This window comes from Lentzea sp. NPDC003310, from assembly GCF_040610935.1.
In the GTDB taxonomy this organism is placed as follows: domain Bacteria; phylum Actinomycetota; class Actinomycetes; order Mycobacteriales; family Pseudonocardiaceae; genus Lentzea.
In genome coordinates, this window is record NZ_JBEXNC010000035.1 from 8,096 (window position 1) to 29,965 (window position 21,870).

At 71.1% G+C, this 21,870-nt stretch carries 17 protein-coding genes; 4 read left to right on the top strand and 13 right to left on the bottom strand.

What is annotated here, in order from left to right:
* Positions 1–83: 83 nt before the first annotated feature.
* The 13 genes from htpG to ABZX02_RS42710 all read right to left on the bottom strand — a co-directional run bounded on the left by htpG (position 84) and on the right by ABZX02_RS42710 (position 14,986).
* Positions 84–1,928, bottom strand: a complete 1,845-nt coding sequence (htpG, locus tag ABZX02_RS42650; RefSeq protein ID WP_355307605.1) for a molecular chaperone HtpG — start codon at positions 1,926–1,928, stop codon at positions 84–86.
* 45 nt (positions 1,929–1,973) lie between these two features.
* Positions 1,974–2,834, bottom strand: a complete 861-nt coding sequence (locus ABZX02_RS42655) for a diacylglycerol kinase family protein (protein WP_355307607.1) — start codon at positions 2,832–2,834, stop codon at positions 1,974–1,976.
* Positions 2,831–3,739, bottom strand: a complete 909-nt coding sequence (gene tatC / locus ABZX02_RS42660) for a twin-arginine translocase subunit TatC (RefSeq protein ID WP_355307650.1) — start codon at positions 3,737–3,739, stop codon at positions 2,831–2,833. The genes ABZX02_RS42655 and tatC overlap by 4 nt, the downstream gene beginning before the upstream one ends.
* Before the next feature lie 112 nt (positions 3,740–3,851).
* On the bottom strand, positions 3,852–4,148 hold the full coding sequence (gene tatA / locus ABZX02_RS42665) for a Sec-independent protein translocase subunit TatA (RefSeq protein WP_355307609.1): 297 nt from the start codon (positions 4,146–4,148) through the stop codon (positions 3,852–3,854).
* On the bottom strand, positions 4,141–4,419 hold the full coding sequence (locus ABZX02_RS42670; RefSeq protein WP_355307611.1) for a bacteriophage holin: 279 nt from the start codon (positions 4,417–4,419) through the stop codon (positions 4,141–4,143). Before ABZX02_RS42670 ends, tatA begins: the two co-directional genes overlap by 8 nt.
* Positions 4,420–4,431: 12 nt before the next feature.
* Positions 4,432–5,403: a YafY family protein gene (locus ABZX02_RS42675; RefSeq protein ID WP_355307613.1), complete on the bottom strand. Its 972-nt coding sequence runs from the start codon at positions 5,401–5,403 to the stop codon at positions 4,432–4,434.
* Positions 5,400–6,365: a WYL domain-containing protein gene (locus tag ABZX02_RS42680; protein ID WP_355307615.1), complete on the bottom strand. Its 966-nt coding sequence runs from the start codon at positions 6,363–6,365 to the stop codon at positions 5,400–5,402. The genes ABZX02_RS42675 and ABZX02_RS42680 overlap by 4 nt, the downstream gene beginning before the upstream one ends.
* A gap of 183 nt (positions 6,366–6,548) precedes the next feature.
* Entirely contained in the window at positions 6,549–7,631 is a 1,083-nt protein-coding gene (locus ABZX02_RS42685) for an oxidoreductase (RefSeq protein WP_355307617.1), read from the bottom strand.
* A 74-nt stretch (positions 7,632–7,705) separates the two neighbouring features.
* Positions 7,706–10,519, bottom strand: a complete 2,814-nt coding sequence (locus ABZX02_RS42690) for a LuxR C-terminal-related transcriptional regulator (protein WP_355307619.1) — start codon at positions 10,517–10,519, stop codon at positions 7,706–7,708.
* 584 nt (positions 10,520–11,103) lie between these two features.
* Positions 11,104–11,835 carry an IclR family transcriptional regulator gene (locus ABZX02_RS42695; protein ID WP_355307621.1) on the bottom strand — a complete coding sequence of 244 codons (732 nt, stop codon included), beginning with the start codon at positions 11,833–11,835 and terminating at the stop codon, positions 11,104–11,106.
* On the bottom strand, positions 11,832–12,446 hold the full coding sequence (locus tag ABZX02_RS42700; protein WP_355307623.1) for a helix-turn-helix domain-containing protein: 615 nt from the start codon (positions 12,444–12,446) through the stop codon (positions 11,832–11,834). The genes ABZX02_RS42695 and ABZX02_RS42700 overlap by 4 nt, the downstream gene beginning before the upstream one ends.
* Positions 12,447–12,464: 18 nt before the next feature.
* Positions 12,465–13,688: a cytochrome P450 gene (locus ABZX02_RS42705; protein ID WP_355307625.1), complete on the bottom strand. Its 1,224-nt coding sequence runs from the start codon at positions 13,686–13,688 to the stop codon at positions 12,465–12,467.
* Positions 13,685–14,986, bottom strand: a complete 1,302-nt coding sequence (locus ABZX02_RS42710) for a glycosyltransferase (protein WP_355307652.1) — start codon at positions 14,984–14,986, stop codon at positions 13,685–13,687. The genes ABZX02_RS42705 and ABZX02_RS42710 overlap by 4 nt, the downstream gene beginning before the upstream one ends.
* 278 nt (positions 14,987–15,264) lie before the next feature.
* Between ABZX02_RS42710 and ABZX02_RS42715 the strand changes: the two genes are divergently transcribed.
* From ABZX02_RS42715 to ABZX02_RS42730, 4 genes are read left to right on the top strand one after another with little or no spacing between them, the layout of a single operon-like run.
* On the top strand, positions 15,265–16,767 hold the full coding sequence (locus ABZX02_RS42715; RefSeq protein ID WP_355307627.1) for an NAD(P)/FAD-dependent oxidoreductase: 1,503 nt from the start codon (positions 15,265–15,267) through the stop codon (positions 16,765–16,767).
* Positions 16,764–19,829: a ferritin-like domain-containing protein gene (locus ABZX02_RS42720; RefSeq protein WP_355307629.1), complete on the top strand. Its 3,066-nt coding sequence runs from the start codon at positions 16,764–16,766 to the stop codon at positions 19,827–19,829. The genes ABZX02_RS42715 and ABZX02_RS42720 overlap by 4 nt, the downstream gene beginning before the upstream one ends.
* 1 nt (position 19,830) lies before the next feature.
* A complete protein-coding gene (locus ABZX02_RS42725; RefSeq protein ID WP_355307631.1) occupies positions 19,831–21,045 on the top strand; it encodes a cytochrome P450 in 1,215 nt (404 codons plus the stop codon).
* Positions 21,042–21,860 carry a methyltransferase domain-containing protein gene (locus ABZX02_RS42730; RefSeq protein ID WP_355307633.1) on the top strand — a complete coding sequence of 273 codons (819 nt, stop codon included), beginning with the start codon at positions 21,042–21,044 and terminating at the stop codon, positions 21,858–21,860. The genes ABZX02_RS42725 and ABZX02_RS42730 overlap by 4 nt, the downstream gene beginning before the upstream one ends.
* The last annotated feature ends 10 nt before the right edge of the window (positions 21,861–21,870 follow it).

Here is a 21,870-nt window from a genome sequence, read left to right on the forward strand (position 1 = left end):
GGGGTGGGTGTGTGTGTGCCCATTGGCCCTTTTTGGGGGGGGGGGTGGGGGTCCACCCCCCCCCCCCCACCCCGCCACCAGCGTCAGAACGTGCGCTGCACCCGGTCCGCCACCAGCTTCACGAACCGCGATGGGTCCGCGAGCTCGCCGCCCTCGGCCAGCAGCGCCAGGCCGTAGATCAGCTCCGCCGTGTCCGTCAGCGAGTCGCGTTCGCCCGCCGCGAACGCCCCGTGCAGGCCCTCGACCAAGGCGTGCTTCGGGTTGAGCTCCAGGATCCGCTTGATCTTCGGCAGCTCCTGGCCCATCGCCTTGTACATCTTCTCCAGGGTCGGAGTGATGTCGTGGGCGTCGCCGACCACGCACGCCGGGGAGGTCGTCAGGCGCGAGGAGAGGCGGACCTCCTTGACGTCGTCCGCCAGCTGCTCGCCCAGCCATGTCAGGAGGTCGGAGAACTCCGCGGTCTTGGCCTCGTTGGCCGACTTCTCCTCGTCGGTCTCCAGGTCGACCTGGCCCTTGGCGACGGACTGGAGGGTCTTGCCGTCGAACGACGGGACGGAGTCGACCCACATCTCGTCGATCGTGTCGGTGAGGATGAGGACCTCGTAGCCCTTGGCGCGCAACGCTTCCATGTGCGGCGACTTCTCGACGGCGACGCGGGAGTCGCCGGTCATGAAGTAGATGTGCTCCTGGCCCTCCTTCATGCGCGCGACGTAGTCGGCGAGGGTGGTGAGGGCGTCCTCGGAGTTCGTCGACGCGAAGGAGCAGACCTCCAGGATGGCGTCGCGGTTGTCGTGGTCGGAGAGCAGGCCCTCCTTGAGGGCTGCGCCCATCTCGCCCCAGAACTTCCGGTAGTCGTCGGGGCGGGCGGTCATGAGCGACTTGATCGAGGAGAGGACCTTCTTGACCAGGCGGCGGCGCATCAGCTGGATCTGGCGGTCCTGCTGGAGGATCTCGCGCGAGACGTTCAGCGAGAGGTCCGCCGCGTCCACGACGCCCTTCACGAAGCGGAGGTACTCCGGCATCAGCTCGGCGCAGTCCTCCATGATGAAGACGCGCTTCACGTAGAGCTGGACGCCGCGCTTGCCGTCGCGCATGAACAGGTCCATCGGGGCCTGCGCCGGGAGGAAGAGCAGCGCCTGGTACTCGAACGTGCCCTCCGCCTGCATGCGGATGGTCTCGAGCGGCGCGTTCCAGTCGTGGCTGATGTGGCGGTAGAACTCCGCGTACTCCTCCTCCGACACCTCGGAGGCCGGGCGGGCCCACAGGGCCTTGCGCGAGTTGATCTCGTCGCCGCCCAGGCGCACCGGCCAGGTGATGAAGTCCGAGTAGCGCTTGACGATCTCCTTGATCTTCGCCGGCTCGGTGTAGTCGGGCAGGCGGTCCTCGTCGTCGGACGGCTTGAGGTGCAACGTGACCGAGGTGCCCTGCGGCGCGTCGTCCACGTCGTCGATCGTGTAGGTGGCCTCGCCGGTCGACTCCCAGCGGACGCCCTTCTCGGCGTGCGGGTACTTCGTCACGAGGGTGACCTTGTCCGCCACCATGAACGACGAGTAGAAGCCGATGCCGAACTGACCGATCAGGTCGGAAGCGTTGCCGGACTGCTGTTCCTTGAGCTGCTTGAGGAACTCCGCGGTGCCCGACTTCGCGATCGTGCCGATCAGGCGGACGACGTCCTCGCGCGTCATGCCGATGCCGTTGTCCCGCACGGTGAGCGTGCGCTCCGCCGGGTCCGACTCGATCACGATGTGCAGGTCGTCGACGTCGACCTGCATGTCCTTGTCGCGGAACGACTCCAGCCGCAGCTTGTCGAGCGCGTCGGAGGCGTTCGAGACCAGCTCGCGCAGGAACGTGTCCTTGTTCGAGTAGATCGAGTGGATCATCAACTGCAGCAGCTGACGCGCCTCGGACTGAAACTCCAGCGTCTCCATGAATCCCTACCGAATAGCGAAAAGCGAACCGAACAGCCCAGAAGATTAGCGACCCACGACGGTGAGAGCCCCGGGAACCGTGCGAACCGTCACGGGCAACGCCTCCTGGCGTTCGCCGTCAGCGTAAGCGATCCAGCCGTTTCCACCGGACAGGGAAACCTCACGGGCGCGGAACGTGCGCACGGCCGGATGTTCGGTGTGCTTGCCCGTGCGCAACGTCGGCAGCATCCGGACCAGCATCGAACGGCTACCGCCCTCGACGACCGTGACGTCGAACATGCCGTCGTGCGCGTCCGCTGTCGGGCACACGGGGATACCGCCGCCGTAGTTCGGTGTGTTGCCCACGGCCACAAGGGTTGCGTCCAGCTCGAACGTCTCGTCCTCCGTCGTCACGACGAGAGGAGCCGACTTGAGCGACGCGAGCTCCGCGACGATCGCCAGGTCGTAGCGGCGAGGGCCGGCGGGCCAGCGCATCGCGTTCGCCCGCTCGTTGACCGCCGAGTCGAACCCGGCGCACAGCACCGTCGCGAACCACTGCCCCGTCGACAGCCGCCCCAGGTCGAGCTGCTTGCGGGTGCCGTGCACGACGTCCTCGACCGACTGCGAGCCGATGGCCGCGGCCAGGTCGTTGCCGGTGCCCGCCGGGACGATGCCCAGCGCGGTCGAGGTGCCCGCGACGGCCTGGATGCCCAGGTGGGCGGCGCCGTCACCGCCGAGCACGACGAGCAGGTCGACGCCGTCCGCCACGGCCTCGTGCGCCATCGAGAGGGTGCCCTCGGCGTCGTGCGCGACCAACTGCGTCAACGACGACACGTGCGGCCTCAGTGCCGCGGCGGTCGACCCGGCCATGCGGGCCGCCCGCCCCTTGCCCGACGCCGGGCAGACCAGCAGTGCTGCCCGCGTCACGTGGCGTCGTCGTAGTTCACGCGCTTCGGGGTCTCCGAGGCGATGGCCTTCTCACCGGGGTCGTTGCCCTCGGCGTCGGACGCGACGTAGTTGAACGGCGCCGCCTCGTCGTCATCCAGCTGGTCCCAGCCCTCCGCGGCACGCAGCTTTGCCTTGCGCTTGTCGTGGACGCGGGCGATCTGGATCGCCATCTCGAACAGCAGCACCAGCGCGAGCGCCAGTACGACCATCGAGATCGGGTCGGTGCCCGGCGTCGCGATCGCGGCGAACACGAACAGGCCCATCATCAGGCCGCGCCGCCACTTGGCGAGCCGCTCGTAGGACAGCACTCCCGCGCGGTTCAGCATCACCACGACCAGCGGGATCATGAAGCTCACGCCGAAGATGAACAGCATCGTGATGACGAAGTTGATGTACTTGCTACCGGTGAGCGCCGTGACCCAGTTGTCGCCACCGAAGCCGAGCAGCACCTTCAGGCCCTCGGGCACCACCAGGTACGCGAGCACCGCGCCGGCGACGAACAGCAGCGCTCCGGCGCTGACGAACACGCGGGCGAACTTGCGTTCCTTCTGGTAGAGGCCGGGCGTGATGAACGCCCAGATCTGGTACAGCCACAGCGGGCTGAGCAGCACCGCGCCCGCGGCCGCGCCGACCTGCAGCTGGACGAGGAAGATCTCGAACGGCTCGGTCTGCAGCAGCGCGCACTCGCCGTTGTTGGTGATCTTCGCGCGGTACTTCTCCAGGTCGGGCTGGCAGTACGGCCCCGTCAGGATGTCGCCCAGCGACGGGATCGGGCCGAGCCGCACCTGGAACCAGATGAAGCCGAAGATGGCACCGACGGCGATGACCAGCATCGCCATGCCGAGCCGGTACCTCAGCTCGTAGAGGTGCTCTTTGAGCGACATCGTGCCGTCGGCGTTGCCCCGACGGCGCCTGCCGCGTTCCCGGCGCTCAGCGATCCACCGGAACGGACTTGCCACCGCGTTGACCGTCCTTACGAGTCAGCAGACCGGACGGTCAGTTGTTGGCGGCCTTGTTCTGGGTCGTCTGCTCGATGGGAGGAGCGACCTGGGGCTGCTGCTGCACCGGCGGCTGCGGCTGGGCCGGCGGGAGCTGCTGGACCGGCTGCTGCACGGGCTGCTGCTGGACCGGCGCGTCGTCCGCGTCCTGGTCGCGCAGGCCCTTGGTCTCAGCCTTGAAGATCTTCGCCGACTTGCCGAGCGACCGGGCCATGTCGGGAAGCTTCTTCGCACCGAACAGCAGAATGATCACCACTGCGATGATGATCAGCTCGGTGGGTCCGAGGTTACCCATTGGTGATCCTCCTGTCTCCCCCGCCACGACGATCGTACGCGGGGTTCGCCCTGGTGCGGGCCTGTCCCTGGGAGCGCCGCTCGGCGAAGGCCACCTTCAGCGCGGCGGACCGCGCCTTGAGCAGACCGACGCGATCGCCGACCCTGTCACCCACCAGAGTGCGGGCGCGGGCGAATCGACGCAAGGATCGGAGGACTCGGATCGCGATCACGAGGAGCGCGACGAGGCCCGCAGCGATCAGCGCCAGAGTCGGTGTGGACGGCACAAGCACACGTTATACGGCTTAGGTGGACAGCAGGTGATCTGCCCGGGTCAATGCTTCGCGGGCTTGCCGGACCACCTCGTCGGCGAGCTCGGCCGGCTGCTCTACGTGCACGTCACCGCCCAGCCCCAGGAGCAGGCGGACCATCCAGGACGGGTCGTCGTAGCGCATGAGGACACGCGTGCGGCCGTCGGAGAGCTCCGCGGAATGATCAACGGGGTAGTACTCGGCGACCCAGTGCGCGTCCGGTTCGAGCAGAAGGACCGCGATCTTCTGATCGTCCCGGGGGTGGAACAACCCCTCCGATGTATCGGTGGGCTGGGCGTGCGGTGGCGGCGCCGACGGCTCGTCCAGGACCTCCACGTCGTCGATCCGGTCGAGCCGGAACAACCGCACACCGAGGGCCGAACGGCACCATCCTTCGAGGTAGCCGCGCCCTTCGACCAGCAGCAAACGCATCGGGTCGACCACACGGTCGCTCATCGCGTCGTGTGACTGCGAGTAGTAACGGATGCGCACGGCCCGTTCGCGCTTCACGGCGTCCTGCACGGCGGAGCGGATCTCGGCGGTCTCCCCGCGTTCGAACCCGCCGAGCCCGACGACCATGCCCGCGGGCTGCGCCTTGCCGACCGCCGCCTCGATCTTGGCGAGCGCCCGCTGCACCGCGTCGGTGTCGACGACGCCGGGGGTGTCGGCGAGTGCCCGCAGCGCGACCAGCAGCGACGCCGCCTCGGCCGCGGTCAGCCGCAACGGCCGGTCGAGGCCCGCGTCGAACGAGACGGTGATCGTCTCGCCCTCGAACGACAGGTCGATCAGGTCGCCGGGGCCGTAGCCGGGCAGGCCGCACATCCACAGCAGCTCGAGGTCCTTGCGCAGCTGCTTGGGCGTGATGCCGAAGTCGGCCGCGGCCTCCTTGACGGTGATGGCGGGCCGGTTGAGCAGGTACGGCACGAGTGCGAGCAGGCGCGGCAGCCGTTCGTTCGACGCGGTCACCGCGCTCCTTCCAGTGCGCCCTGCAGGCGGTCGCGGACCGACTTGGCCAGGACCTCGGGCTCCAGCACCACGACGTCGGGCCCGAACCCGGCGAGCCACTTGGCCGCCGAGTCGGGGAACTTCAGGTCGATCTCGACGACGTCGCCGCCGTCGCGTTCCTCGACGACCTTCGCGTGCCGGCGCACGCCCTGGGCCCGGTCCTTGGCGACCCAGATCCTGGCCGGCGCCGTGTGGTGCGGATCGGCCTGCGTACGCGCGATGAGACTCATCAGGTCCGTGCCCTCGGGCACCGTGAACGCGCCGGGCTTGCCCACGGTCCGTACGGCGCCCACGACGCGAGAGAGCCGGAAGCAGCGCGTGTCGTCGCGTTCGCGGTCCCAGCCCACCAGGTACCACTTGCCGCGCCACGCGACGACGCCCCACGGCTCGACCGTGCGTTCCTTCTGCCCGCCGGGCGGCGGCTTGCGGTAGTCGAACGCGACGGCCTGCCCGGCCTGCACGGCGGCAAGCAGCGGCGGGAAGGCGGGCTCGTTGGCCCGCACCTTGGGCTCGACGGCCGCGGGCGTGTCCTGGTCGACGTCGACCCCGGCGGCCCGCAGCTTGATCAACGCACCGTGCACGGCACCCGTGAGCTGCGGCGAGTCCCACAGCCGGGCGGCCAGCGCCACGGCGGCGGCCTCGTCGGGTTCGAGGTCGATGTCACCGAGCTCGTAGTCGCGGCGCGCGATGCGGTACCCGTCCTCCGCGCCCTCGGCGTTGGTCTGGCGCCCGGTCTCGAGCGGGACGCCGAGGTCGCGCAGCTCGGACTTGTCCCGTTCGAACATGCGGAAGAACGCCTCGTCCGTCGGCGCTTCGTGATAGCCGGGGACGATGGCGCGGATGCGCTCCGCTGTCAGGTACTGACGGGTCGACAGCAGGCACAACACCAGGTTGACGAGGCGTTCGGCACGTGCGATGGCCACGGGCAAACCCTAACGCGTGTGTGGGATGAAACCTCATCACCACCTGCCGTCAACGGTCCGTTCGGCACAAGTGGTCCGGACACGAGAAGGACCGGTGGCCCTGCACCACCGGTCCTCACGCTCGGCATAACCTCGTCGGCGTCCCTGCAACGCGTCCGAGAGTCATCGATCACCTACTGGGGGTTACCCCTGCGAAGTGCGGCCGACACGTCCCTTTTCGCCGGAGGCCCAGCAGGTGTTACCGACGCAGTCCACCGTGTCGAAACTCCCGGTGTCCGCGACCGTCCACGACCTGCCGTCGCGGCTCGTGTCCGTTCCGGACGGACCCACCGCGACCAGCCCGTTCCCCCGGAAGGCGATGCCGGACCGGTACCCGACGGGCGCCTGCGAGCCGGCCTTCCACCCGCGACCGTCGTTCGTGGCGAACGCGGGCGTCGGATCGGTCGGCTTGAGGTAGTCGCCGCCGATCGCCACCCCGCGCCACGGCGTCTTGAAGGCGACCGCGAACACCCCGGCCGCCTCACCGCTGGGCAGCGGCACGTCGCTCGCCTTCCAAGACCGGCCACCGTCGCGCGACTCCAGCACCCGTGCCTTCGCGCCGCCGCCGGTCGCGATCCACGCGTGGTTGCCCGCGGTCGTCACGCACTGCCCGGACGCCGCGAACGCGAACTCGCCCGGCAACGCGTCCGGCATGCCCTTCGTGTCGTTGACGTGCCACGACCTGCCGCCGTCCCACGTGCGCAGGACGCGGAACTTGCCGTCGACCGGGTCGCTCAGGGCGAGGCCGCGGAACCGGTCGAAGAACGCGACGCAGTCGTAGAACGCCTTCGGGTCGGTGTTGCGGAACTCCTCCTGCCACGACTTGCCGCCGTCGGACGTGCGGTAGATGCGCGACGACTCGCCCTCGCCGATCGAGAGGACCACGGCGTTGCGCGCGTCGAAGGCCTCGATGTCGCGGAACTCCAGGGCCTCGGTGCCGGGCGGGCCGACGGACTCCCAGGTGCGGCCGGCGTTCGTGGTGCGCAGGACGGTGCCCTTGGAGCCGCTGGTCCAGGCGACCTGGGAGGAGACGGCGGAGAGGCCGCGCAGGCGGGCGTCGGTGGCGGTGGGTTTGAGCTGCCAGAAGGGGCCGGTGGGGTGGGAGCGGGTGGCGTCAGGGGAAGCCTGACCTGAGTCCGCCGCCGCGGAGTCGGCTGGACCGGGCGCGGCCGACGCGACGCCGGGAAGCACCAGGAAGGCGGCGAGCGCCGCCGCGATGATCCTCATGCGGGCCACTCTGACCGAGTCGGTGATCGCTTCCCACCCCCGATCGGAGGGCGGCCGGCTCCGGCGCCCACTGGTCACGGCGCCATCCGTGCCAGGTCCACCCGCGACCCGATCGCCAGCTTCCGGTAGATCTGCCGCAGGTGGAACCCGACCGTGTGCGGCGAGATGAACAGCTCCTTCGCCACCTGCCGGTTGGTCAGCCCGTCCGCGACGAGCCGCGCCACCTTCTTCTCGGTGCCCGTGAGGCTGTCCCAGCCCGTGCGCGGCCTTGGTTCCGGCTCGTGCTCCTCCTGCCTTCGAGCCGTGGTGCGCCGACGGCGTACGCCGAGCCGTCGCAGCGTGCGGCGCACACGGGTGGAGTCGAGTTCGGCCTCTATCTCGTCGTAGCCGTCCAACGCCTGGTTGAGCTCGTGCACGGCCTGGTCGCGGGAGGTGTGCACGCAGACGGTCGCGATGTCCTCCGCGAGAGAGGCCTTGGTCCACGGGTCGGTGCACGCGTCTCGGAGTTCCGCCAAAGCCACGATGTCCTGCTTCACCAACGCACGGCCGTGTGCTGCTGCCACGACTACGGAGTCGTGGGCCGGGTTGGCGCGGGCCAGGTCCTCGGCGGCGCTGACGAACACCTCGGCCAGGGCGTGGTCGTCGGCGGCGGTGGCGGTGCGCACGCACCAGGCGGTCGCAATCGGCGCCTCCAGCAGCAGTTGGGTGCGCAGGGACGGGTTCTCGGCGAACGCGCGGATCTCGTCCAGGGCCGCGGCCGGGCCGTCGTTGGCCAGTGCCACCTGGCCCGCGATCAGGCGCAGCGTCACGGCGCACGGGTGGGCGTGGCCCGCGGGGACCGACTCCTCCAGGCGGCGCAGGCCCTCGGTGGCGGTGGGGAGGTCGCCGCGGCGCAGGGCGCAGAGGACGAGCACGGCGCCCAGTTGTGGTTGGAACAGCGGCATCTCGGCGAGTTCCGAGGCGGCGAGGCCGGTGGTGGCGGCCGCCTCCGCGCCGGTGAGGTCGCCCTGGGCGAGCAGGACGGCGGCGCGCAGGGTGAGCGGGACCGAGGTCATCACGCCGGTGCCGTGCAGTTCGGCCGTGGTGCACGCCTCGTCCACGGCGGTGAGCGCCTCGTCGAGTCTGCCGAGTCTGGTGAGGAGCCAGACCTTCGTCCACAGTGGATCGCTCTGCCAGATCCTGGTCAGCTCGCCGCGCACCACGACGGCCGCCTCGGCCGCCTCGATCGCCGCGCCCAGGTCACCCTCGCGCCAGCTCGCCATCGCGCGCACGGTCAGCGCGGCGGCCAGCACGTCCGGGCTGTACTGGGCGGACTGCGCGAGCACCTGGTCCGCCATGCCGACCGCCGCCGGCAGGTTGTCCAGCGAGAGGATGTTGAGCAGCAACAACTCCGGCGACAGGTCGTCCGCGGTCTCGGTGACCTCGAGCCCCACCGTGCACACGGTCGTGGCGTCCCCGCGCAGCATCTGGGCGATGGTCTGCCACGTGCGCAGCACGGACGCCGACCGCACGGTGCCCGGGGCGTCGGGGTGCAGCAGGTCCCGCGCCAGTTCCACGGCCTGGCTCAGCCTGCCCATCCGCACGAGGGCCGCGGCGGCCGTGACGCCCAGCGCGATGCGGTTCGGCTCGCCCGGCTCGGTGATCCGCAGACCGTTGATCGCGAGTGCCGCGGCCGCGTCCGGCGCGTCCGGCAGCAGGCTCTGGGCGGCCGCGTCGACGGCGCCGATCGCCTCCGCGTCGCCGACGCGCGCGCAGTGCACCAGGTGCGCGGCGATCGTCACGGGGTCCTGGTGGTCGCGGCCGAGCAGCATCGTCGCGGTCTGGCGGTGCAGCGCCGACCGCATCGGCTCCGGCACGGACCCGAGCACGGCCCGCCACACCGGTTCGCGGTGGAAGACGAACTCGGCGCCGCCGCCGCGCAGGAACCCCGCCGCGAGCGCCTCCCGCAACGGCCGCAGCAGCACGGCGACGGGTTCGCCCAGCATCTCCGCGAGGTCCTCCGGGGCGAAGCCGCTGCCGAGCACCGCGGCGACCTGGAGCACGTCCTGGGCCCGCGGCGACAGGGCGTGCAGTCGCTCGGTCATCATCCGGCGGAACGACCAGGGCAGCTGCCCCGCGGGTTCGGGAGACACGGCGCAGGCGATGCCGCGCTCCAGCGGGCCGGTCACCAGCCGGGCGACACCGCTGACCACCTGGACCTGGTCCTCGCGCAGCAGGTCCACGACGACGTCGACCACCGCCGCCGGGGTCGCGCCGGCACTGCCCACCAGCGCCGCGACGTCCTGGTCCGGCGTCGCGCCCAGCACGTCGGCGGCGACGGCCAGCGCGGCGTCGTCCGCCAGCGGCGTGAGCGGTTCCAGCCAGTCGCACGGCAGCACGCGCGCCATGTCCTGCAGCACTTCGCTGGTGGCCGCGGCGAACTGTTCGGAGTGGACGGTCAGCAGCCAGCACACCGGAAGGTTCTTGAGCTTCGCCATCACCGCGCTCACGGCACCGAGCACCGGCGGGGGCGTGCGGTGGGCGTCGTCGAGGGTGACGAGCACCGGCCCGCGGCGCAGCCGCTGCACGAGCCTCGGCTCGATCTGCCCGACGAGCGCGCTCACGCTGACGACGTGCGGACCCTCGGCCGGGAAGACGCCCGGCGACAGGTCCATCGTGGAGAACCCGCGCGCCGAGGCCAGGAACGCGCCCTCCGCGACCAGCCTGGTGCAACCCGTGCCCGCGGGCGACGCCACGACGAGCATCCGCGCCTGGGCCGACTCCGCCGTCGCCAGCAGGAGCCGCTTCAGCCTCCGGGATTCCTCCTCACGCCCGTGCAGCGGGAGCGCGACGGGCAACTCGGCGGACGGGTCCCACGCGAGATTCTCGCCAAGAGGTGTGCACGACACTTGGTTTCCTGCCCTGTGGTCACCGTCGAGAACGACGGAAATCGGAGATTCACGGCTGGAAGAATTCGAGCACCCCATTGTCCGGCGAGTTGTCCCGCGCCGAGACTTCGAACCGGACGGCCCGCCGGAAGTCCTTTGCGGAACGCCGCCAATCGAGACGCGAGAATCCAGCGGCTGTACGACCTGCCGACTTCACCCAAGAACCTCCCACCTCGTCCTCTTCGAGGTTCGCGCGAGGTCGGCCACCATGTCAACACCCGTTGCAGGGCTCGAACATTCGACTTCTCCGCGCAAATACCACGCTTACCGCCAATCGCCACCTCGAATCGCGCCGCCCCGCCGGGCGATCTCGACAATCGTGACCAGCGCATTCACATCCCGTTCACCGGAAGCAACCAGAGCGTCTCAACTGAAATTCTGCGAGAGCGCTCCCACGAGGCTCCGCCCGAAGTGGGTCCCAGTTGAGACGACAGGCCCCGGTCCGGGCGGCGAAAATTCGCGCACCGCGCCCGTTCACACGGCAGCCGGGATGTGAAATGCCCGGCCGGGCAGGCCGCGGGCGACAAACGTTTGCAGTGCGCAGGTCAGCGCTGGGCCGCAAGTTCGCGAGAAGCCAGCCGGGCCGCGGCACGCACCTCGGCACCGACGGCGACCGCGTCGAAAGCGGCACCGTGCCCCATGACCGCCATGGCCGCGACGACCGCGCCCGACACCCCGGCCACCGGAGCGGCCACCCCGAAAAGACCGGATTGCCATTCTTGTCGCTCTTGGGCGATTCCCGCCGAGAGCACCGAGTCCAATTCCCGCGCCAGCGCCACCCTGCTCGTGATCGTCGCGGGCGTGAATCCCGGCAACGGGACCAGCCGCCCGGCGGCGGGAGCGTGCGCGAGCAACACCTTTCCCGCCGCGGTCGCGTGCAACGGGAGGTGGTCGCCCAGCGCGGACGCGAGCCCGATCGACCGGCGGTCATGCACCCGGTCGACCACCTCGGCGTCGCGCCGCCGCCGCACCACCAGCACGGCGATATGACGCGTCACGCGCTGAAGGTCGCTCAGGCACCCAACAAGCCGTTCGCGCTCGGCCGGGGCGAGCACGCCGAGCCGCGTCAGGTACTCGCCGCCGAGCCGGCACCGGCCGCCGTCGATCTCCGCCAGCCCGGCCTCGCGCAGGTGCCCGACCATCCGGTAGGTCGTGCTGCGCGGCAGGCCGGTCATGCGGCCGAGCTCGGCGCACGAGGCGTCTCCCCCGCTGGCCGCGAGCGCGCGCAGGACGGTGAGCACCCTGGCCGCGGTCCGGCGCGAGTCGGGCGTGGTCACCGGGCCAGCTCGACGGTCGCGAGCCGGGCGACGCGGCGCACCTCGGCCACGGCGTGCTCCAGCCGGAACGACCCGGCCCTGCCGTGCGCGGACAACGCGGCGACCAGCTCCCCGTCCGGTCCGCACACGCCGGCCGCGACTCCGGTGACGGACGGGAGCCACTCGCCGCGGTCGACGGCGACACCGGGCCGGGCGGCGAGCAGGACCCTGCCCGGTGCCGTGCAGTGCGCCGGGAGCCGCGCACCGGGTGCGATGGTCAGCTCCGCCGCCCGGCCGTGCAGCCGCTCGACGACCAGCGCGTGCTGCCCGTCCAGCACGCTGACCTGCACCGTCCCGCCCGTCGCGGCCAGCAGCTCCGGCAGGCAGCCGACGAGCACGCGGTGCTGGTGCGCGGCCAGGGGTGCGACAGGCCGGCCACCCAGCCGGTACAGGCCGTCCCGCTTGGCCACGAGCCCGGCGCGGACGAGGAAGCCCAGCAACCGGTGCACGGTCGACCTCGGCAGTCCGGTCGCCCGCACCAGGTCGGCGAGCGAACTGGCGTCGCGGTGCAGGAACGTGCGCAGCACCGCGAGCACCCTGGCGGCCGACCCGTCGGCGAGTTGTGCGGTCATCTGCCCGCCGGCTCCGATCTAGCGCAGGGTAGCCGGCAGGACGCTCATCCGGCGGATCATCCACTCGGACTCCCACTCGACCGGCGTGGTCGTGCTGAGCCGCGCCTCCGGGAAGCGGCGCAGGAACCCGCCCACGGCGATCTGGGCCTCCAGGCGCACCAGCGAGGCACCGATGCAGTAGTGCATGCCGAGCCCGAACGAGAGGTGCCCGTGCCCGCCGCGCGCGGAGTCGAAGCTGTCCGCCTCCTCCCCCGGCTCGCGGTTGGCCGCGGCGATGCTCACCTGCACGGGCGCGCCCTTGGGGATCAGGTAACCGCCGAGCTCGATGTCCTCCAACGGGAAGCGCCACGTCGGGTGCGGGAACGGCGGGTGCACGCGCAGCGCCTCCTCGATCCACGACTTGACCTCGTCGTCGGTCTTCGGCCGCTCCGCAACGGGCCGACGCAACGCCTCGAAGAGCGCCGCGGAGATCAGGCTTCCGGTCGTCTCGTAGCCGGTGATGATCATGCCCAGGGTCCACACGATCACCTCGCCCTCCGTCACGGCGGCGTCGATCCCGTTGGAGGAGGCCAGCAACCCGGTGATCACGCCGTCGCGCAACGGGGCGGGGTCCGCGACCCAGCCCTCGACCGCGCCGTACAACGCCCGCACGGCAAGGGTTCGCGCCTCGTAGTCCGACGAGTAGAGCATCACGTCGGTGATGCTGCGCAGCTGCCGTTCGGCCTCCTCGGGCAGGCCCAGCATCTCCGAGATGAACGCCAGCGGGATCTTGTGGGTGTAGTCGGTGACGACGTTGACCTCGTTGTCCCCCAGCACACCGCGCTGCTCGAGCTCGTCGAGGAACCCGTCGACCTTCACGCTGACGCGCTCGCCCCACCTCTCGGTGTTGCGCGGGCTCAGCACGGGCGCGTGCAGGCGCCGGATCCGGGCGTGGTCCTCGCCGTCACTCATGATCATGGCCCGCGCGTACTCCGGCGGCGGCTGCGAGCCGACCATCAGGCCGGGCTGCTTCATGAAGTCGGGCACCAGGGTGATGTCCTTGCCCATCTTCGGGTGCGCCAGCGCCTGCTTGACGAGCTCGCGGTCGCACACCACCCACGCGTGCTGCCCGAGGTACGGGATCCGCACGACCGGCGCCACCCGTGCGGCGGCCAGCAGCTCGGGCATGACGTCGAACGGCCCGGGGTCGATGGGCATGGTCGTCTCGGGTGCCTGCAGTCCCGTGTTCGTCGTCCCGTTCACCGTGCATTACCTCCGGTCGGAATCTGGTCTCGGTCCACGACAGCGGACTCGATCAGGTCGGCGGCCCGCTTCGGGGCGTCGCTGTTGTTCAGGTCCACCGCGATCTCCGCGGCACGACGCCGGTACCTCTCGTCCGCGTGCACGGCCCGCACCGCGTCGCGCAGGCTCGATTCGGTGACGGCACGGGGTTTCACGACGACGCCGACGCCCGCGTACTCGACTCTCGCCGCCACGTCGGGGTTCTCCTCGGTGGCGGGCACGACGACCAGCGGCACGCCGTGCGCGAGAGCGGCGTTGACCCCGTTGTAGCCGCCGTTGGTCATCATCACGTCCACGTGCGGCAGCAGGTGGTGGTACGGCACGAACCGTTCCATGCGGACGTTGCGCGGCAACGGGAGCAGCCGTTCGACGTCCAGCTTGCTGCCCGTGGTCAGCACGACGAGGACGTCCTCGTCGGCCAGCGCGCGCACGGCCGGCACCAGCATGCGTTCGACGTCGTTGGCCGTGGTGCCCTGGGTGATCAGCACGACGGGCCGGTCCTCGCTCAGCTCGTCCCACCAGGACGGCGGCTCGAACGTCGCGGGCGGCACGCCGAACAGGCCGCCGATGAAGTGCGTGCCGGGCGCCAGGTCGCGGCGCGGGAACTCGAACGACGCCACCGAGCCCACCAGGTAGAGATCGGGATAGCGGGCGATGTTCTCCATCGCGCGGGTCCTCAGCCGCGGCAACCCGACCTGCGCGCGCACCCGGTCGGCCTCGGCGCGCAGGTCCCGCATCGAGATCTGGTCGCCGGTGAACCGCAGCGCGGCGTTGCGCAGGCGGGTCAGCGGGGTCGTGCTCGGGCCGAGGCCCATGCCGAGCGGCCCGGTGTCGCGGCTGCCCAGGATGTAGATGGAGTTCGCGAGCCACACCAGCGGAACACCGGACTTCTCGGCCGCGAAGCACGCGCCGTAACACATGTCGTCGGACAGGAGGACGTCCGCGGGAAACCGGTCGAGGATCGCCAGGAGGTCGTTCATCTGGCCGGGAGCGGTGCGGTAGAAGATGTCGCGCACGCCGACCTTGAAGCTCTTCAACCCGGTCAGGCCGGCGTGCTCGGGGAACGCCTCCTCGCGGCTGTGGCCGCCGAAGTCGAGCCCCTCGGTCATCGGCTCGAACCGGGCGCCGGTCCGTTCGACCTGCTCCCGGAAGACCTCCCCGGTGTACCAGCGCACCTCGTGACCGCGCCGCGTCAGCTCGGTCGCTATCTCGAACAGGCTGACGACGTGTCCCGGGGCCGGGGTCGTCGCGATCAGCACTCGGGTCAACGTCGTCTCCCGCTGCGGCTCGTGGGGGTCGCCGCTGAGCGGCTCGCGTCAGCATCGCCCGGTTCGCCGTGCCGCCCGACGTGTCGAGACAAACCCCGCGCACATGCGCGGGGGGAGGGCGGATCCGGCCCGTCTCGTTAGCCCCGCGGTGCTCGCCGGACCGCCCGCGACCGGCTCTGTCAGGGGATACGGGCGCACCGCCGCCGGCCGAAGAATGGCGCCAGATCGATTTCCCCGCCCGCCGCTAGCGCACCGGAAGGAAGTCCGCGGTGACAACGCTGCAAGAGGTCAACGGGCTCGACGCCGTCGGTGAGAGGAAGAACGTCACCGTCATCGGCGCGGGTGTCGCCGGGCTGGTGACGGCGTACGAGCTGGAGCGTCTCGGGCACTCGGTGGAGGTCGTCGAGGCGAGCGACCGGATCGGCGGCCGCGTCCACACCCACCGCTTCGCGGGCGAGGCCGGGCCGTTCGCCGAGCTCGGCGCGATGCGCATTCCTTCCGCGCACCGCCTGACCCTGCACTACATCGCGGAACTCGGCCTGCGCGAGCAGGTGCTGCCGTTCCACACGATCTTCTCCGACGACGCGGCGTACCTGCCGAGCTCGTCCGGCTACCTGCGCGTGCGCGACGCCCACGACGTCCTCGTCAGCGACTTCGCCTCCGGGGTGCCCGCCGGGCGCTACCGCGAGGGCACCCTGCTGTTCGGCGCCTGGCTCGACGCGACGATCAGGGCCATCGCGCCGCGCCAGTTCTACAACGGTATGCACGGCGAGATCGGCGTCGGCCTGCTCGACCTGGTCGACCAGGTGGACATGACGCCGTACCGCCGCGGCCCTGGTGGCACGATGATCGACCTGCACGCCTTCTACGAGGGCAACCCGCGCATCCGCTCGCTGGTGCCCGCGCACCTGGAGCGGTTCCTCGACGACGTGCTCGACGAGACCGGCTCGAACATCGTGCGGCTGCGCGACGGCATGGACCTCCTCCCCCGCAGCCTGGCCGCCCGCCTGCTCGGCCGCGTCACGCTGGGCCAGGAGGTCACCGGGATCGAGGTCCGCGACTCCGACGTCGTGCTGAACCTGCGGCAGGGCACCAGGTCCTTCACGAAGACGTGCGACTACGTGGTGTGCACCGTGCCGTTCACGGTGCTGCGCGGCATGCGTCTCAGCGGGTTCGACGACGAGAAGCTCGACATCATCCACGGGACGAAGTACTGGCCCGCCACCAAGGTCGCGTTCCACTGCCGGGAAGCGTTCTGGCAGGAGGACGGCATCAGCGGCGGGGCCTCGTTCACCGGCGGGCACGTCCGGCAGACCTACTACCCGCCGGCCGACGGCGACCCGGCGCACGGCGCGGTGCTGCTCGGCAGCTACAGCATCGGTCCCGACGCCGACGCGCTGAGCGCGCTCAGCGAGCAGGAGCGGATCGCGGTCATCACCCAGGAGCTGGGCGTGATGCACCCCGAGCTGCGCAAGCCGGGCATGGTCCTCGGCGTCACCACGAAGGCCTGGGGCGAGCACCGCTGGTCGCTCGGCGCCGCGACCATCCGCTGGGAGCAGGACTCCGCGCTGCGCGAGGCCCAGCGGCGGGAAGCGACCCGGCCGCAGAAGGGGCTCTTCTTCGCCGGGGAGCACTGCTCGTCGAAGCCCGCGTGGATCGAGGGCGCCATCGAGTCGGCGATCGACGCCGCGCACGAGATCGAGTGGTGCGAGCGGCGCACGGGCGTCGCGTTCCCCGCTCGCCGCCTCTCCCGTTCGGAGAAGTCCGCATGAGCGTCTTCGACCTGCCCCGGCTGCACTTCCGCGGCACCGCCTCCACCCGCCTGCCCACGGGGCCGCGGGGCGGGATGGTGGACCTGGCGACCAACACCGCGCTCACCGCGCAGGGCGAGCCGTTCCCCGTGCACCGCCCGCCCGCCGAGTACCACGCGCACCTGGAGGAGACAGGTCCGCGCTACGACAGCGCGGGCAGCGAGACGCCCGGCGGCGCGTTCAGCGGCGCGCTCGGCCGCGACTTCGCCGGCAACGGGCACTTCTCGATCGACGCCCGGATCGTCAGCACCGAACGCGTCGCCGGCGAGCCCGAGACCACCGACCCCGTGGTGGGCCGCGCGGTCGACTTCTGGGGCCACTACAACGAGTACCTCGCGACCACGGTCAACCGGGCGCGGATCTTCGACGTGGACCCGGCGTCGGACTGGACGACGACGCTGATGGTGGGCCAGCTCGGGTTCGGCCGCGACGGGCGCTCACACGACGTCGGGTACCTGGCGACCGGTGCGGTCAAGGGGTTCTCCCCGCCGCGCTGGCACGCCACCGGACGCGGGTGCGGGCACTGGCAGCTCGGCCGCTCGGTGGTGCACCAGTTCGTCGTCGCCGACGAGGACCTGCGCTGGCTGGACGGCACGTCCCCGGTGGTGGAGCTGTTGCGGGAGGCCAGGACCGGCGGCCTCGTCGTGCAGTTCGCGCTCGACGCGCAGTCCGCTCCCCAGGCACCGGACCAGCCCTCGCAGTGGCGGCTGCACGGCACGATCGCGCCGTGGCGGCCCGAGGAGCCGCGTACCTACCCGGCCGGACGGCTGCTCGTCCCCGACCGCGAGACCCGCAACCGCCTGGGCACCCTCACGCTCGCGACCTCGCCCGGTCACGTCACGCTGAACATGATCACGGCGCCCTCCCCGGCGGCCGCCGCCCGCGACCTCGAACTGCGCACGGTCCGCGACGACCGGCTGGTGGCGCGCGTCCCGGCCAGGGCGTACACCGACGACGCCGAGCTCACCTCCGGCGTGGTCACGGTGCCGAGCGCACTGTCCGAAGAGGACATCGCGGCCGACGGCCTGCGGATCGTCGCCTCCGACGGCGTGGTCCTGCTGGTCGAGCAGGAGATCAACCTCCAGGTCGACGACGCGAGCGTCGTGGTCGAGCACCCGCGCGCCGCGGACGACGCGGAGTTCGACGTCGAGGTGGAGGTCCGGTCGTTCGTCCGGGGCCGTCCCGAGGCGGTGCCCGGCATCGAGGTCCGCCAGTTCGCCAACCCGGCGGCCCGGCCGCGCGGCCCCGTCTCCGAGATCGTCACGCCGAGCGCCTCCACGCTCGCCACGGACGACACCGGGCACGGCCTGCTGACGCTGCGCGGCAGGAACGCCGGCACCGCCCGCGTGCTGCTGACGACCGACCCCGTCGACGGGCTCCACTACGACAACGAGGACAAGCTCGGGTTCTGGTCCGGCGCCGGGTACCTGACCGTGCGGGTGCTGCCGGACGACTGGCACCTCGACGAGGTCGAGAAGGCCGACTACGACCTGGTGTACCGCGAGGTCTTCGCCTACTACGAGCACCTCTTCTCCTTCATGGACAAGGAGGTCTTCAGCCTCGCGAACCGCAGCCGCACCGAGACGTACGCCAAGTTGATCTGGCAGATGTGCGACCCGCAGAACAAGACCAAGACCTACTACATGCCGCCGACCCGGGACCTCTCCGAACCGAAGGCGCGGCTGCTGCTCAAGTTCCTGCGACAGCAACAGGTTCCCGACCACCTGCTGCTGCCGGCCGAGACCACCGCGCCCACTCGCACCCGGATCGCCACGCGCAGCCGGTTGGTCGAGATCCTTCGCGAGGCCGCGAAGGTCGAGCTGGCCGTCATGCTGCAGTACCTCTACGCGGCCTACTCCGTGCCCACCTACGGGGCGGGCGCGGAGTACGTGCGGCTGGGCCTGTGGACGCCCGAGCAGCTCCAGCTCGCGTGCGGTGACGGCGGGGAGACGCTCGACGAGGGCATCCGCAGCATGCTGCTCGGCATCGCCCGCGAGGAGATGATCCACTTCCTGCTGGTCAACAACATCATCATGGCGCTGGGCGAGCCGTTCCACGTGCCGCGCGTCGACTTCGGCACCATCAACCACGAACTGCCCGTGCCTCTCGACTTCGCGCTCGAACGGCTGGGCCTCGGCAGCGTCGAGCGGTTCACCCAGATCGAGAAGCCGGAGCACCAGGTCGGCGACCTGCGACCGCGCGACGGTGAGGCACCCGAACCGCGTCAGGAGCACGGCTACGCGTCGCTGAGCGAGCTCTACGCGGACATCCGCGAGGCGCTGCAGCAGATCCCGGACCTGTTCCTGGTCGAGAAGGGCCGGGGCGGCGGCGAGCACCACCTGTTCCTGCGCGAGTCGATCAACCACGAGCACCCGGACTACCAACTCGAGGTCGACGACCTGCCGAGCGCCCTGTACGCGATCGACGTGATCACCGAGCAGGGCGAGGGCGGGGTGCTCGCCGAGGACGCCGCCGAGGACTCGCACTACACGTCGTTCCTGCTGATCGGCGAACTGCTGCGCAAGGCACCGGTGACGGGCCCGCACGGCGAGCTGTGGAACCCCGCGTACCCGGTCGCCCGCAACCCGTCGCTGAACCCGGCGAGCCCGGCCGCCGAGCAGGTCACCGACCCGGACGCGCGCACGGTCATGCAGATCTTCAACGAGTCCTACTTCGTGGCGTTGCAGCTGATGGCCCAGCACTTCGGCGAACGGCCGGACGCGAGCCTGCGCCGCTCGGACCTGATGAACGGCGCCATCGACATCATGACCGGCCTGATGCGGCCGCTGGCCGAGCTGCTCGTGACGCTCCCCTCCGGCCGGCGCGGCACGACGGCGGGACCGTCGTTCGAGCTGACCGAGGTGCCCGCCGCCATCGCGCGACCGGACGTCGCCAGGCGGGCGATCGCGCTGCGGCTGGACGACATCGCCGCGCAGTGCGCGAAGTGCGCCCTGGTGCCCACGCGGGTGGCCGAGCTCAGCACGTTCTGGGCCGACCACTTCCGCGCCCAGGTGGGGAGGTGACATGCGCTCCGCGACGCTGCCGAGGTTCAGCCTGAAGGGCTGGCCCGCCGAGGACATCGCCGATCCGTACCCGGTGTACCGGCGCTACCGCGAGACCGGCTCCGTGCACGAGGGCGCCGACGCGTTCTACGTCTTCGGCTACGACGACGTGGTGAAGGTGCTGTCCGACCGCAACTTCGCTCGAGTGTCGAAGTCCACTGAGGACGGTGTGCCGGTCTCGCTCCCGGTGCCCCCGGAGTTCACCGCCCTGCGCGCGGTCGTGGAGAACTGGCTCGTCTTCCTCGACCCGCCCGAGCACACGCGGCTGAGGTCGTCGCTGCAGAAGGAGTTCTCGGCCGGGGTCGTCCTGGCGTTGCGTCAGCGCATCGCCCGGATCGCTTACGACCTGCTGTCCCGGTTGGACGGTCGGGTCGACCTCGTCGCCGGGTTCGCGGCGCCGTTCCCGATCATGGTGATCTGCGAGCTCCTCGGCGTGCCGTCCGAGGACCACGAGCGACTGCGCGACCTGGCCGTGGCGTTGCAGGGCGCGAGCACGACCCGCACCGGCGACTCCCGGTTCGTGGACGCGGAGACCGCCGCGCGGGAGCTCACCGAGTACTTCCTCGACCGGGCCGAGCGGCCGGGCGAGGACAACCTGCTGGCGTTGATGACGCGCATCCCGCTGAGCCCGGACCGCCTCGTCGGCACGTGCGTCCACCTGCTGACGGCGGGCCACGAGACGACGACCAACTCGCTGGCCAAGGCCGCGCTGGCCCTGCGCACGCACCCGGAGCTGCTCGCCGACCTGCGCGACCACCCGGACCTGGTGCCCACCGCCGTGGAGGAACTGCTGCGCCACGACCCGCCGGTGCAGGCCGTGACGCGGTGGTCCCGCGAGGACACCGTCGTCGGCGGCACCGCGATCCCGGCCGGCAGCAGGGTGGTCGCGCTGCTCGGCTCGGCGAACCGAGACCCCGCGCGGTTCCCCCACCCGGACGTCGTGGACGTGCACCGGCCCGCGGATCGCCACCTCGGGTTCGGGCTCGGCATCCACTACTGCCTCGGCGCGACCCTCGCCCGCGCCGAGCTGGAGATCGGCCTGCGCGCGCTGCTCACCGGCCTGCCCGGCTGGGAGAACGCCGCCTGCCACGTCGAGTACGCCGGCGACATGGTCTTCCACGGCCCGGCCCGTCTCCTCCTCGACCTGACCGACCGCCCGGAAGGAACGCACCCGTGACATCGCAGACCGACGCAGTAGGCGGCAAGTACGACCAGTTCGCGCAGGCCGGCACGACGGAGGCCCTGGGCGGCAACATCCACGCGGGCTACTGGGACTCCGGTGCCGAGCACGTGCCGATGGCCGCCGCGACCGACCGCCTGACGGACCTGGTGGCCGAACGCCTCGCCCTGCGCCCCGGTGACCGCGTCCTCGACGTAGGCTGCGGCAACGGTTTCCCGGCCGTGCGGATCGCCGAGACGCACGACGTGCACGTCACCGGCATCACGGTGTCGGCGGAGGAGATCACCAGGGCGACCGCGCTCGCGGCGGAGTCCCCGGCGGCGGACCGCGTCGCGTTCCGGCTCGCCGACGCCGCCGACCTGCCGGACGACCTCGGCACGTTCGACGCGGTCTTCGCGATCGAGTCGTTGCTGCACCTGGAGGACCAGGCGGCGGCACTGGCACGGCTGCGCCGGTTCGTGCGTCCCGGCGGCCGGCTCGTCGTCGCGGACCTGTGCCAGCGCGAGCCGTTCACCGGTGCGGCCGAGGCCGTGCTCGCGGGCATGGTCCGCACGCTGGAGATCGCCGGGATCAACTCCGAGCAGGAGCACCGGGACGGTCTGCGGAAGGCGGGCTGGGACCTGGTGGAACTGCTCGACATCGGCGAGAACGTGCGGCCGAGCTACGAACTGGCGGCGCAGGCGTTCCGCCGGATCGCCGACGCCGCACCGCCCTTCGCGGCCGCCGACATCGTCACCGCGGCCGAGCTCATGTCGGCGTTCGGGGAGAACCCGAGCAGCGGCTACGTCCTGATCACCGCCCAGCGGCCGTAGGAGGGGTTCG